The following is a 13,770-nucleotide window of genomic DNA, read 5'->3' as shown; positions in this document are numbered from 1 at the left end:
GCGGGGCGGTGTTGTTATGCCGCCAACGCTGGTTCAGGGGCGAATGATAACGACACTTGGGCCCCGCGCACCACGCCATCTTCGGTGCGGTTGGACAGGTCGATGCGTGCGCCGTGCTCGTCGGCGATCTTTTTGACCACGGCCAGACCCAGGCCGGTGCCGCGTGGTTTGGTGGTGACGTAGGGCTCGAAAGCGCGCTGCAGGATGTGCGCCGGAAAGCCGCCGCCACTGTCTGCCACGGTGAGCCGCACGCGGCGTGAAGACTCACTCCAGCGGGTGCTGATGCGCACCGGCGGCAGCGGTTCGGTGGCCGTGGCGCCGGCCTGCTCGGTGGAGTCCTGGGCGTTTTGCAAGAGGTTGTGGACGACCTGGCGCAGCTGCTGCGCATCGCCCGCTATCGAGGGGCAACGGGGGTCCAGCTCGGCCTCCACGCGGACGGTGGCGTTCTCTTCGCCATAGAGATTCAGCACGTCGGTCACCAGCGCATTGATGTCCAGCAATTGCAGCTCTGCTGCCGGCAAGCGGGCGTAGTCGCGAAACTCGTTGACCAGCCGCTTCATCGCATCGACCTGGTCCACGATGGTCTTGACGGACTTGGTCACCACTGCTTGCTCGGGGCCTTGCAGCTTGCCGGCCAGCTTCATTTCCAGGCGTTCGGCAGACAGCTGGATGGGCGTCAAAGGGTTCTTGATCTCGTGCGCGAGGCGGCGCGCCACCTCGCCCCAGGCCTGCGCACGTTGTGCAGAAACAATCTCTGAAATGTCGTCAAAAACCAACAGTCGCGCGGAATCGGGCAGTTCAGCGCCCCGCGCGACCAGGCTGGTGGCGTGCTGCCCCACGCCGATGGACGACGCATGCAGCTCGAACGGTTGCTGCCAGTGGTCAAGCCCGTGCCGCTCGTTATCGCCCAGAAAGGCGTCGAAGTGGCCTTGGATTGCCGCTGCGAATTCGGACAGGCCGGGTACTTCTGCCAGCGCCCGCCCTTCGTACGCTGCCATGGGCGCGCGCAGGATGCGCGTTGCGCCGGGGTTGGACGAGCGGATGACGCCCTGATCGTCCAGCACGATGACGCCGGCGGTGAGGTTGTCGAGGATGGTCTGCAGGTTGGCCCGCGAGGCATCGACCTCGCCCATGCTCAGCTCCACAGCGTGGCGGGCGTCTGCGAGCTGCTGGGTCATGAGCGCAAACGACCGTGTGAGGCCGCCCAGCTCGTCTTTGCCCTGCAGCGCGGCCTTGGGGCTCAGGTTGCCTGCGGCCACCTCGCGCACGCCTTCGGCCAGCACCAACAGGGGCCGCACGAGTTGATTGCCCAGCAGCACGGCCAGCAGCACCGCGCCGAACACGGCCAGAAACAGGCTCAAGGTGAGCGTGCCGACGTACATGCGCCGCAGGCCGCCGCGTGACAGGGCACGCTCCTGGTATTCGCGGTTGGCCTCTTGCACGGCGATGGCGTTGGCCACCAGGGCGGCGGGCAGCGGCAATGTGGCCTGCAGATAGCGCGGCTCGGCCAGCAGGCCCACGCTGGGGTTGCTGACAAGGGCCAGCACCTTCACGCGGGCGTTCTGGGCTGCGGCGGGGTCGGAGATGTCGTCCAGCCCCTCGATCTGGGCGCTGGCGCGTTGCTGGCGTACGGTGCGCAACAGCGACACGCTGGGGCGCTCGGGGTTGAGGCTGAAGCGGGACTGCCCTGCGCTGGCCACGGCCTGGCCTGCAGCGTTCCACAGCACCACGTCGGTCGCGCCCAGCTGGTCGCGAATGCGCTCCAGCACCAGGCCTGCGGCGGCGTCTGGCACCTGGGCCACCTGTGTGCCGGCATTGCGTGTCTTGGAGGCCATGTCGGTGGCCAGCGAGTCGAGCGACACGCGCGCCAGGTTGACGCCGGCGGACAGCGCCCCTTCCACCTTCACGTCGAACCAGCTTTCGATCGACCGGGTGACGAATTGGTAGGACACCACGTAGATCAGCAGCCCCGGCATCAGCCCCACCAGCGCAAAGATGGCGGCCAGCTTGACCAGCAGGCGGCTGCCGAAGCGTCCCTTGCGCAGCCGCATGGACAGGCGCGCAGCAACCCAGACCAGCACGGCCAGCAGCAGCAGTGCCACCAGCACGTTCACGCCGAAGAGCCAGGCGTAGTTGCGCTCGTACAGGGCGCGGTTGTTGGTGGCCAGCGTCAGCAGAAACAGCAGCACCAGCCCGATGGCGGACATGATGGCCGCGCCCACCCCCACCGCCCACCGCACCGCGCGGGATTGCCGGGCCGCCGCGTGGGCAGAGGCCGAGCCGGGGGTACTGACAGGATCCGGGCTCACTTGGCAGGCTCTAGGGCACCGACGCGCTGGCTGCGCGATACCAGGAGGTTCCAGCCCGAGCGGCCCACGGTGCCGATCTGGAACGGACGGGGCAGCTGGGAGGTGTCGAGCCTGAACCTGAAATGCACGGTGTGAACGGTATCGGCGTCCATGACGTCGCCTTCGGCGATTTTCCAGCGTGAAAAGCGCTGTATGGCGGCCATCGCGTCGTCATATTCATCAAACGTCTGGCCCAGTACCACGCCAAGCCCGCTGTTGGTGAAAGGCACTGGCGATATGTTGAGGCGCCACCGCCGGGTGAGCGGCTGGTAACTTAGTCGCAGATACCGGGTTGTTTCCGCCACTTGCCGGTCGTACCAGTACCAGCGGTCTCGGGTGACCTGGGCTTCGGCCACGAAGTACATGGGGATGCCTTTGTAGAGCGCATCCTCGGCCAGCTCGGGCAGCAGGACTTGCAGGTTGGCGCTGAGGTACAGGCCGTCTTCCGTGCGATCCAGCCGCAGGTCCCCCACTTCAGGGACAGCGGAAGGGGCCGCTACCGAGACGGATGCCAGGAAGCAGCAGCTCCACAACACCAACAGAACGCTGCAAAGCAGGCTCCAACGAGTCCATTGCGACTCATTGCGGCGATTTCTGCAACAGTGCGTAAAAAAATCCGTCGTGATCACCCAACTGATTGTCCGGGACAGTTCCGGGCTTGTCCGCTTTACCGGGAATTAAATGGCCGGGTGACGGCAGCAATTGCGCATCGGTGTTGTGCGCAAGAAACGTTTGGACCTGCCCCTCTCCCTCGGCGCGGAACACCGAGCAGGTGCAGTACAGCAACCGCCCGCCGGGGCGCACCAGCGGCCACAACGCGGCCAGCAGCCGTGCCTGCAGAACGGCCAGCTGGGCGATGTCGCTCTCGCGGCGCAGCCACCGCACGTCAGGGTGGCGCCGCACGATGCCGGATGCCGTGCACGGAGCGTCGAGCAAGATGGCGTCGAAAAGCGCGCCACCGCACTGCTGCTGCCACCAGTCCTCGGGGCGGGCCGCGTCGGCCACCACCACCTGGGCTTGCAGACCCAGCCGCTGCAGGGTTTCGCCGATCCGGGCGCTGCGCAGCGGGTCGATCTCCAGGGCCGTCACCTGCAAAGGGGCGCCGGCGCCGGCCATCTCGAGCAGGTGGGCCGTCTTTCCGCCCGGTGCGGCGCAGGCGTCTAGCACCCGCAGCGGCTGCGACAGATCCAAGCCATCGAGCAGCAGCGGTGCGGCCAGCTGCGCAGCAGCGTCTTGTACAGAGACGTGGCCATCGGCGAAGCCTGGCAAGGCCTGCACCGGCACTGCCTGGCGCAATTCCAGCCCCGACGCACCAACAGGCTCAGAATCAAAATTGATAGCATCTAGCGCTTTCTGGTAGAGCGGTAGCGTGCTTTTTTGTGCATTGACCCGCAGCGTCATGGGCGCGTGGGTGTTGTTGGCGCGCAAGATCTGCTCCCAATGCGCCGGGTGGTCCTTGCGCAAGCGGGCGATCCACCAGGCGGGGTGGTTCCACCGCGCCAAGGGGTCGGCGTCGGTGCCCTGCACCAGGGCGTCGCGCTCGCGCAGGAACCTGCGCAGGCAGCCGTTGATGAAGGACGACTGCGCGCGCGTACCGGCGTGGCGCTTGGCGGCCTCGACCGCCTGGTTCACCAGGGTGAAGGGCTCGTACGGCGACTCCTCCGGGTTCCAGCACAACGCCAGGGCTGTGCAGAGCAAGGCATCTGCAGCGGGGGGCGGCGTGCGCGGCACCATGGCACGGCGCAGGGCCTCGGCCCGGCCGGCTTGGCGCAGCACCTGGAACAGCAGGGCCTGCACGCCCGGGCGCAACACTGCCTCGACAGCGGCCAGCGCCGCGGTGCCGGACTGCCCGGCGCGGATGGCCTGCAGCGCGCCAGCCACGGCCAGCAGTTGCTGCCACAGCGCGACGGCTTGCGGCTTTTGGCCTGGCGGGCCGCCACGGCCCGTGGCGGAAGACCCTGCGCCCGGGGGCTGCGCGGCTGGGGGCGTATTGCCCCGGGATGGTGAGGAGCTCATGGGGGTCCTTCGGTGCGCGGGCGGCTACAGCCCGCGTGCCGCTTTGAAGCCAAACGCCCAGGCCAGCAGGTTGGCTGGAAACTGGACGATGGCTTCGTTGTACTGCACCACAGCGTCATTGAAGACGGCAATGGCCTGATCGTTCTGCTGCACATGGTCGCCCCAGCGCACCGACCAGAACAGCGAGGGCGACAACACCTCCGCCAGCGGGGCACTGTTGTGCTCCTCGCCCTCATTGGCTGGCGCTGCGGCAGGTAGCGCAGCCGCAGGCACCGTGACCACGGCAGCTTCTTGCGCCTTGCGCAGCGCGCCAGGCCAGCTGGCGTGCAGCACGTCGCGCGCAGCGGCCAGCGCGGCCATCGCATCGGGCCGCAGGGGCCGGGCCCTGGCCACGGCCAGCGACGCGCTCAACTGGGTGGTGGCGCCCTGCAGCGCCGCCATCTCCTGGTGTGCAGACAGTTCAGCGTCGTTCTGTTGCACCGAGCAAGCCGCGTTGAACTCCCCCAGTAGCGCCACCTGGCGCACCATGTGGGCGTCGAAGCTGCCGAACGACTGCACGACAGCCGATCGCAACCGCATCAGCCGGTTGTAGGCACCCAGCGCCCAGAACAGAGCGATGGCGATGACGATCCAGAAAAGAGGCGATGACCACATGCACAGATGCCGGCAGCGCGGACTTGGCGCGCACGGCCCGAAGAAGGGGTGAACGAAACAACGAATTGAATGAAAAACGCTCCCGGCCTGCCTGGGACAGGACGGGAGCGTTTCAAAGACAGCCTGGGGGCTGAAGGCCACGGTGAACCCGTCTTTCGCGCATGGCGAAGAACGGGTTCAGCCTTGGCCTCAATCGGCCGTGTTGTCGCTGGCAGCCACGGTGGCGCTGCCTTCGACGTCCGCCGTATCCGCCTGCGCTTCCATTTCGGCAGCTTCGGCGTCGGCGATGGCACGGCGCTCTGCGTCGTCCATGGCGTCCTTGGCCTTGCGTGCCTGGTGGTAGGCCATGCCGGTACCGGCAGGGATCAGGCGACCCACGATCACGTTTTCCTTCAGGCCACGCAGTTCGTCGCGCTTGCCCATGATGGCAGCCTCGGTGAGCACGCGGGTCGTTTCCTGGAAGGAAGCCGCCGAGATGAACGAGTCGGTCGACAGCGATGCCTTCGTGATACCCAGCAGCAGGTTGCTGTAGGTCGCGGCGATCTTGCCTTCGGACTGCAGTGCATCGTTGGTGTTCAGGATCTCGGAGCGCTCGACCTGTTCACCGGCAATGTAGTTCGACTCGCCGGTGTTCTCGACCACGACACGGCGCAGCATCTGGCGAACGATCACCTCGATGTGCTTGTCGTTGATCTTCACGCCCTGCAAGCGGTACACGTCCTGCACTTCATCCACGATGTAGCGCGACAGCTCTTCGATACCCAGCAGGCGCAGGATGTCTTGCGGGTCGGCCGGGCCGTCCACAATCGATTCGCCCTTGTTCACCACCTGGCCTTCGTGCACCAGGATGTTCTTTTCCTTGGGCACGAGTTCTTCGAACACGTGGCCTTCAGGATCGGTGATCTGCAAGCGGACCTTGCCCTTGGTTTCCTTGCCGAACGACACGGTACCGGTCATTTCGGCCAGCGTGCCCTTGTCCTTCGGAGTACGGGCTTCGAACAGCTCGGCCACGCGGGGCAGACCGCCGGTAATGTCGCGGGTCTTCTGACCTTCGACCGGGATACGGGCCAGCACCTCGCCGGGGCCCACGTCCTGGCCGTCGCGCACCTGGATCAGAGCGCCGACCTGGAAGCCGATGGTCACCGAGTGGTCGGTGCCAGGGATCTTCACTTCGTTGCCCTGCGCGTCGATCAGCTTCACCTGAGGACGAACGACCTTGGCAGCGCCGCGGCGCTTGGGGTCGATCACCACCAGCGTGGACAGGCCGGTCACTTCGTCGACCTGCTTGGCCACCGTGAGACCTTCTTCGACGTTCTCGAACTTGGTTTGACCGGCGAACTCGGTGATGATGGGTCGCGTCAGCGGGTCCCAGTTGGCCAGGATGGTACCGGCCTTGATGGTCTGGTCGGCCTTGACCGTCAGCGTCGCGCCGTAAGGCACCTTGTGGCGTTCGCGCTCGCGGCCATGCTCGTCGTGGATGATGATTTCACCCGAACGCGCAATGACGACCAGCTCGCCCTTGGTATTGCTCACGTAGCGCATCGTGGCGTTGAAGCCGATCACGCCGTTGGACTTGGCTTCCACGCTCGACGCGATGGCTGCACGCGATGCCGCACCACCGATGTGGAACGTGCGCATGGTCAGCTGCGTGCCGGGTTCGCCGATGGACTGGGCAGCGATCACACCCACGGCTTCGCCGAGGTTGATCAGGCCGCCACGGCCCAAGTCGCGTCCGTAGCACTTGGCGCACAGGCCGTAGCGGGTTTCGCAGGTCAGTGCAGTGCGTACCTTCACTTCGTCCACGCCAGCCGCTTCCATCTCTTCGATGATGTCTTCTTCCAGCATCACGCCGGCAGGCACCAGCACCGAGCGGTTCTCGGGGTGCAGAACGTCTTCGGCAGCGGTACGGCCCAGGATACGGTCGCGCAGCGATTCGATCACTTCACCGCCTTCGACGATGGCGCGCATCAGCGAGCCATTGAAGGTGCCGCAATCTTCCTCGGTCACGACCAGATCCTGCGTCACGTCCACCAGGCGGCGCGTCAGGTAGCCAGAGTTGGCCGTCTTCAGCGCCGTGTCGGCCAGACCCTTACGGGCACCGTGGGTGGAGATGAAGTACTCCAGCACGTTCAGACCTTCGCGGAAGTTCGCGGTGATGGGCGTCTCGATGATCGAGCCGTCAGGCTTGGCCATCAGACCCCGCATACCGGCCACCTGGCGAATCTGCGCAGCAGAACCCCGGGCGCCCGAGTCGGCCATCATGTAGATGGAGTTGAAGGACTCCTGGTCCACTTCGTTGCCGTGGCGGTCGATGACCTTTTGCTTGGACAGCTGGGCCATCATGACCTTGGACACTTCGTCGCCGGCCTTGCCCCAGATGTCCACCACCTTGTTGTAGCGCTCGCCAGAGGTGACCAGACCGGACACGTACTGCTGTTCGATCTCTTTCACTTCCTTCTCGGAGCGCTCGATGATGCCGGCCTTTTGTGGAGGCACGAGCATGTCGTCGATGGCGATCGAGATACCGGCGCGCGTGGCCAGACGGAAGCCGTTTTGCAGCAGCTTGTCGGCGAACACGACCGTTTCCTTCAGACCGCACTTGCGGAATGAGACGTTGATCAGGCGCGAGATTTCCTTCTTCTTGAGCGCCTTGTTCATGTTGGAGAACGGCAGGCCCTTGGGAAGAATCTCGGACAGCAGTGCACGGCCGGCGGTGGTTTCCACGAGCGAGGTGGACGGAACGAATTCGCCCGTTTCCTTGTTCTTGGTCCACTCGGTCATGCGCACCGTGATCTTGGCGGCGAGTTCGACTTCGCCGGCGTCCAGAGCACGCTGCACTTCACCGGTGTCGGCGAACACCAGGCCTTCGCCCTTGCCGTTGATACGGTCACGGGTGGCGTAGTACAGGCCCAGCACCACGTCCTGCGAAGGAACGATGGAGGGCTCGCCCGATGCAGGGAACAGCACGTTGTTGGAGGCCAGCATCAGCGTGCGGGCTTCCATCTGCGCTTCCACCGACAGCGGGACGTGGACGGCCATCTGGTCACCGTCGAAGTCGGCGTTGAAGGCCGCGCAGACGAGGGGGTGCAGCTGGATGGCCTTGCCTTCGATCAGGATGGGCTCGAAGGCCTGGATACCCAGACGGTGCAGCGTAGGCGCACGGTTGAGCATCACGGGGTGTTCCTTGATGACCTCTTCCAGGATGTCCCACACCACCGGCGTGCCGGATTCGACTTCCTTCTTGGCAGCCTTGATCGTCGTCGCGATGCCCATGGCTTCCAGGCGCGAGAAGATGAAGGGCTTGAACAGCTCCAGAGCCATCAGCTTGGGCAGGCCGCACTGGTGCAGCTTGAGCGTTGGGCCCACGGTGATCACGGAACGGCCCGAGTAGTCCACCCGCTTGCCCAGCAAGTTCTGGCGGAAACGGCCCGACTTGCCCTTGATCATGTCGGCCAGCGACTTCAGCGCGCGCTTGTTGGCGCCTGTCATGGCCTTGCCACGGCGGCCGTTGTCCAGCAGCGAGTCGACGGCTTCCTGCAGCATCCGCTTTTCGTTGCGGGCGATGATTTCAGGGGCCTTCAGCTCCAGCAGGCGGCGCAGACGCGAGTTGCGGTTGATGACGCGGCGGTACAGATCGTTCAGGTCGGACGTGGCGAAGCGGCCACCATCGAGCGGCACCAGCGGACGCAGGTCCGGTGGCAACACGGGCAGCACTTCGAGCACCATCCACTCGGGCTTGATGCCCGACTTCTTGAATGCTTCCAGCACCTTCAGGCGCTTGGCGTTCTTCTTGACCTTGACTTCGGAGCCGGTCAGGTCGCCGCGCAGGCGTTCGATCGACAGGTCGATGTCGATGGATTCCAGCAGGTCCTTGATGCCTTCGGCGCCCATCTTGGCAATGAATTCGTCGCCGTATTCCTTGCGCTTGGCGTCGTAGTCGTCCTCGGACATGATGCTGAACTTCTTCAGCGGGGTCATGCCGGGGTCGGTCACCACGTAGGCTTCAAAGTACAGCACGCGCTCGATGTCGCGCAGCGTCATGTCGAGCACCAGGCCCAGACGCGATGGCAGCGACTTCAGGAACCAGATGTGAGCGCAAGGCGCGGCCAGGTCGATGTGACCCATGCGCTCGCGTCGCACCTTGGTCTGCGTGACTTCAACGCCGCACTTCTCGCAGATCACGCCGCGGTGCTTGAGGCGCTTGTACTTGCCGCACAGGCACTCATAGTCCTTGATGGGGCCAAAGATCTTGGCGCAGAACAGACCGTCGCGCTCGGGCTTGAACGTGCGGTAGTTGATGGTTTCGGGCTTCTTCACTTCGCCGAAAGACCACGAACGGATCTTTTCGGGCGAAGCCATGCCGATGCGGATGGCATCGAAGTGCTCATCCGGCGTGAATTGCTTGAACAGGTCGAGTAGCGATTTCATAGTGACTCTTTCCTTTTCTGCTTAGGAGCGTTCCAGCTCGATGTCCAGGCCCAGCGAGCGGATTTCCTTGACCAGCACGTTGAACGATTCCGGCATGCCGGCTTCGATCGCGTGTTCGCCCTTGACGATGGATTCGTACACCTTGGTACGGCCCACCACGTCGTCGGACTTCACCGTCAGCATTTCCTGCAGCACGTAGGCGGCGCCGTAAGCTTCCAGCGCCCACACTTCCATTTCCCCGAAACGCTGGCCACCGAACTGCGCCTTGCCGCCCAGCGGTTGCTGCGTGACGAGCGAGTAAGGACCGGTCGAGCGGGCATGCATCTTGTCGTCCACCAAATGGTGCAGCTTCAGGTAGTGCATGTAGCCGATGGTCGTCGGACGCTCGAAGCGTTCGCCGGTGCGGCCGTCGAACAGGTACGCCTGGGTGCGCGTGGACGTGAGGCCCTTGCGCTCGGCGATGTCGTCCGGATAGGCGATCTTCAGCATGTCCTTGATTTCTTCTTCCGAAGCACCATCGAACACCGGGGTCGCATACGGCACGCCATTGGTGAGGTTGACCGCCATGGCGACGAGGTCTTCATCGCTCAGCTGCGACAGGTCCTCGGTACGGCCACGGGAGTTGTAGACCTCTTCCATGAACTTGCGCAGTTCCGACGCCTTGGCCTCTTCCTGCAGCATGTTGCCGATGCGCTGGCCAATGCCCTTGCCGGCCCAGCCCAGGTGGACTTCCAGCACCTGACCGATGTTCATCCGCGAAGGCACGCCCAGCGGGTTCAGAACGATGTCGGCGGGGGTGCCGTCGGCCATGTAAGGCATGTCTTCGACCGGGACGATCTTGGAGACCACACCCTTGTTGCCGTGGCGGCCGGCCATCTTGTCGCCAGGCTGCAGGCGGCGCTTGACGGCCAGGTACACCTTGACCATCTTGAGCACGCCAGCGGGCAGCTCGTCGCCTTGCGTGAGCTTCTTGCGCTTTTCTTCGAAGGCTAGGTCGAAGCTGTGGCGCGTTTGCTCCAGAGCGTTCTTGATGGACTCGAGCTGCGTGGCGACTTCGTCTTCCGCGGGGCGGATGTCGAACCAGTGGAACTTCTCGACCGACGCCAGGTAGGCCTTGTCGATCTTGGTGCCCTTGGCAAGCTTTTGCGGGCCGCCGTTGGCCACGCGGTTGTTCAGCAGCTTCTCGATACGGTCGAAGGCGTCGGCCTCGACGATGCGCAGCTGGTCGTTCAGGTCCAGGCGGAAGCGCTTGAGTTCATCGTCGATGATCTGCTGGGCGCGCTTGTCGCGCTGGATGCCTTCGCGGGTGAACACCTGCACGTCGATCACGGTGCCCGACGAGCCCTGGTCCACGCGCAGCGAGGTGTCCTTCACGTCGGAAGCCTTCTCGCCGAAGATGGCGCGCAGGAGCTTCTCTTCAGGCGTGAGGGTGGTCTCGCCCTTGGGCGTGACCTTGCCCACCAGCGTATCGCCGGGTTGCACTTCGGCGCCCACGTAGATGATGCCGGACTCGTCCAGACGGTTCAGTTGCTGCTCCGACAGGTTCGGAATGTCGCGCGTGATTTCTTCCGCACCCAGCTTCGTGTCACGGGCCATGACCACCAGTTCCTCGATGTGGATCGAGGTGTAGCGGTCTTCGGCCACCACGCGTTCGGAGATCAGGATCGAATCTTCGAAGTTGTAGCCGTTCCAGGGCATGAACGCGATCAGCATGTTCTGGCCGATGGCGATTTCGCCGAAGTCCGTCGATGCGCCGTCGGCGATCACGTCACCCTTGACCAGCTTGTCGCCCTTTTGGACGATGGGACGCTGGTGGATGTTGGTGTTCTGGTTGGAACGCTGGTACTTGATGAGGTTGTAGATGTCCACACCCACTTCACCGGCCACGGCTTCCTCGTCGTTCACGCGCACCACGATGCGGGTCGCGTCGACATAGTCGACGATACCGCCGCGGGTGGCCGTGACCACGGTGCCCGAGTCCACAGCCGCCACGCGCTCGATGCCCGTGCCCACCAGAGGCTTTTCAGGACGCAGCACAGGCACGGCCTGGCGCGACATGTTGGCGCCCATCAGCGCGCGGTTCGCATCGTCGTGCTCCAGGAACGGAACCAGCGATGCCGCCACCGACACGATCTGCGCGGGGGACACGTCCATGTACTGCACGCGGTCTGCGCCGCACAGGATGGATTCACCCTTTTCACGGGCAGAGACCAGGTCACCGGTCAGGCGGCCGTCCTTGTCGAGCACGGCGTTGGCCTGCGCGATCACGTACTTGCCTTCTTCGATGGCCGACAGGTAGTCGATCTCGTTCGTCACCTTGCCGTCCACCACGCGACGGTACGGGGTTTCGATGAAACCGTATTCGTTCAGGCGGGCGTACAGGGCCAGAGAGTTGATCAGGCCGATGTTCGGGCCTTCAGGCGTTTCGATAGGGCAGACGCGGCCGTAATGGGTCACGTGCACGTCACGCACTTCGAAGCCGGCACGTTCGCGGGTCAGACCGCCTGGGCCCAATGCGGAAACACGGCGCTTGTGCGTGATTTCTGCCAGCGGGTTGGTCTGGTCCATGAACTGCGACAGCTGCGAAGCACCGAAGAATTCCTTCAGGGCGGCCGAAATCGGCTTGCTGTTGATCAGGTCGTGCGGCATCAGCGGCTCTTGCTCGGCCTGGCCCAGACGCTCCTTCACAGCCTTTTCGATACGTGCCAGGCCCGTGCGGTACTGGTTTTCGGCCAGTTCGCCCACGCAGCGCACGCGGCGGTTGCCCAGGTGATCGATGTCATCGACTTCGCCGTTGCCGTTGCGCAGGTCCACCAGAATCTTGACCACGGCCAGGATGTCTTCGTTGGACAGCACCATGGGACCGGTGGATTCGTCGCGGCCGATCTTGGCGTTGAACTTCATGCGGCCCACACGCGACAGGTCGTACGTGTCGGGGTTGTAGAACAGGCGCTGGAACAGGGCCTGCACTGCGTCTTCCGTTGGCGGCTCGCCGGGGCGCATCATGCGGTAGATGGCCACGCGGGCAGCAAACTCGTCCACCGTTTCGTCGATGCGCAGCGTCTGCGAGATGTAGGCGCCCTGGTCGAGTTCGTTGGTGTAGATGACCTGCAGGTCCTGCACGCCGGCCGAGCGCAGCTTCTTGAGCAGCGCTTCGGTCAGTTCGTCATTCGCCTTGGCAATGATTTCGCCGGTGTCCGCATCCACGATGTTGCGGGCCACGACGCGGCCGATCAGGAAGTCTTCGGGCACGCTGATGTGCGTGGTGCCGGACTGCTCCAGTTCGCGGGTGTGACGGGCCGTCACGCGCTTGTCCTTGGCAACGACGACCGCGCCGGACTTGTCGGTGATGTCGAAACGGGCCACTTCGCCACGCAGGCGCTCGGAGACGAACTCCATCTGCGCGCCGCTGTCCATCAGGCGGAAGTTGTCGTTAACGAAGAAGTTCGCCAGGATCGATTCCGGGTTCAGGCCGATGGCCTTGAGCAGGATCGTGACCGGCATCTTGCGGCGACGGTCCACGCGGAAGTACAGGATGTCCTTCGGATCGAATTCGAAGTCCAGCCACGAGCCGCGGTAAGGGATGATGCGCGCCGAGAACAACAGCTTGCCCGAGCTGTGCGTCTTGCCCTTGTCGTGTTCGAAGAACACGCCTGGCGAACGGTGCAGCTGGGACACGATCACGCGCTCGGTACCGTTGATGATGAACGAGCCCTTGTCGGTCATCAAAGGCACTTCGCCCATGTAGACCTCTTGCTCCTTCACTTCCTTGACCACCTTGGACTGCGACGTCGAAGACTCGCGGTCATAGATGATCAGCTGGACCTTGGCACGCACGGCCGAGGCGAAGGTCAGACCACGGGTCTGGCACTCGCGCACGTCGAAGGCGGGCTTGGCCAGGTTGTACTCGATGAATTTCATCTCCACAAAACCGTTGTGGGAGACGATGGGGAAGGCGGCGTCGAACGCAGCCTGCAGGCCTTCAATGGTGCGTTTCTGCGGTGCTTTATCTGCCTGCAGGAATGCGGTGTATGCGTCCTTCTGCATCTGCAGCAGATAAGGAACTTCGAGCACGCTATCGCGGGTGCCGAAGCTCTTGCGGATTCGCTTGCGTTCGGTGTAGGAATAGGCCATGAGATCTCCGGGCAAAGACGTGAGTCCTGGGTCTTCGACGACTGACCCGCATGGAGAGGTTTCCGTGCGGGCTTGGCGGTTGGCCACTACCAACCATGGCGGACGGTGATGCGTTGCACATCACCCGAACCAAGGCATCTTCTGCTGTCGGGATTGACAGAAGACACTTGAAAACCGGTTGGGCCTGCCC

General features: G+C 64.1%; 6 protein-coding genes. All 6 read right to left on the bottom strand.

The window, feature by feature from the left end; all coding sequences use genetic code 11:
* Nucleotides 1–14: 14 nt before the first annotated feature.
* Nucleotides 15–2,309 carry a sensor histidine kinase gene (locus ACSQ3N_RS02670; protein ID WP_056165022.1) on the bottom strand — a complete coding sequence of 765 codons (2,295 nt, stop codon included), beginning with the start codon at nucleotides 2,307–2,309 and terminating at the stop codon, nucleotides 15–17.
* Entirely contained in the window at nucleotides 2,306–2,890 is a 585-nt protein-coding gene (locus tag ACSQ3N_RS02665) for a DUF4390 domain-containing protein (protein WP_369817127.1), read from the bottom strand. The genes ACSQ3N_RS02670 and ACSQ3N_RS02665 overlap by 4 nt, the downstream gene beginning before the upstream one ends.
* Nucleotides 2,891–2,927: 37 nt before the next feature.
* Nucleotides 2,928–4,364, bottom strand: coding sequence for a 16S rRNA (cytosine(967)-C(5))-methyltransferase RsmB (gene rsmB / locus ACSQ3N_RS02660; protein ID WP_056165018.1), 1,437 nt, complete (start codon nucleotides 4,362–4,364; stop codon nucleotides 2,928–2,930).
* 24 nt (nucleotides 4,365–4,388) lie between these two features.
* Complete coding sequence (locus ACSQ3N_RS02655) at nucleotides 4,389–5,018, bottom strand: LemA family protein (protein ID WP_056165016.1); 630 nt, start codon at nucleotides 5,016–5,018, stop codon at nucleotides 4,389–4,391.
* 189 nt (nucleotides 5,019–5,207) lie between these two features.
* Nucleotides 5,208–9,446, bottom strand: a complete 4,239-nt coding sequence (gene rpoC, locus ACSQ3N_RS02650) for a DNA-directed RNA polymerase subunit beta' (RefSeq protein WP_056165013.1) — start codon at nucleotides 9,444–9,446, stop codon at nucleotides 5,208–5,210.
* 21 nt (nucleotides 9,447–9,467) lie between these two features.
* On the bottom strand, nucleotides 9,468–13,580 hold the full coding sequence (gene rpoB, locus ACSQ3N_RS02645) for a DNA-directed RNA polymerase subunit beta (RefSeq protein WP_436145512.1): 4,113 nt from the start codon (nucleotides 13,578–13,580) through the stop codon (nucleotides 9,468–9,470).
* Nucleotides 13,581–13,770: the final 190 nt, after the last annotated feature.

Origin of the sequence: Acidovorax sp. LjRoot194 (assembly GCF_964253015.1) — a bacterium.
In the GTDB taxonomy this organism is placed as follows: domain Bacteria; phylum Pseudomonadota; class Gammaproteobacteria; order Burkholderiales; family Burkholderiaceae_C; genus Acidovorax.
The sequence above is the reverse complement of the archived record's forward strand: the minus strand, read 5'-3'. Positions and strand labels throughout refer to the sequence as shown.

Bases quoted from the DNA above. Each gene is read 5' to 3' on its own strand.
- rsmB (WP_056165018.1), bottom strand. From the start codon at position 4,364: ATGAGCTCCTCACCATCCCGGGGCAATACGCCCCCAGCCGCGCAGCCC.
- ACSQ3N_RS02655 (WP_056165016.1), bottom strand. From the start codon at position 5,018: ATGTGGTCATCGCCTCTTTTCTGGATCGTCATCGCCATCGCTCTGTTC.
- rpoC (WP_056165013.1), bottom strand. From the start codon at position 9,446: ATGAAATCGCTACTCGACCTGTTCAAGCAATTCACGCCGGATGAGCAC.
- rpoB (WP_436145512.1), bottom strand. From the start codon at position 13,580: ATGGCCTATTCCTACACCGAACGCAAGCGAATCCGCAAGAGCTTCGGC.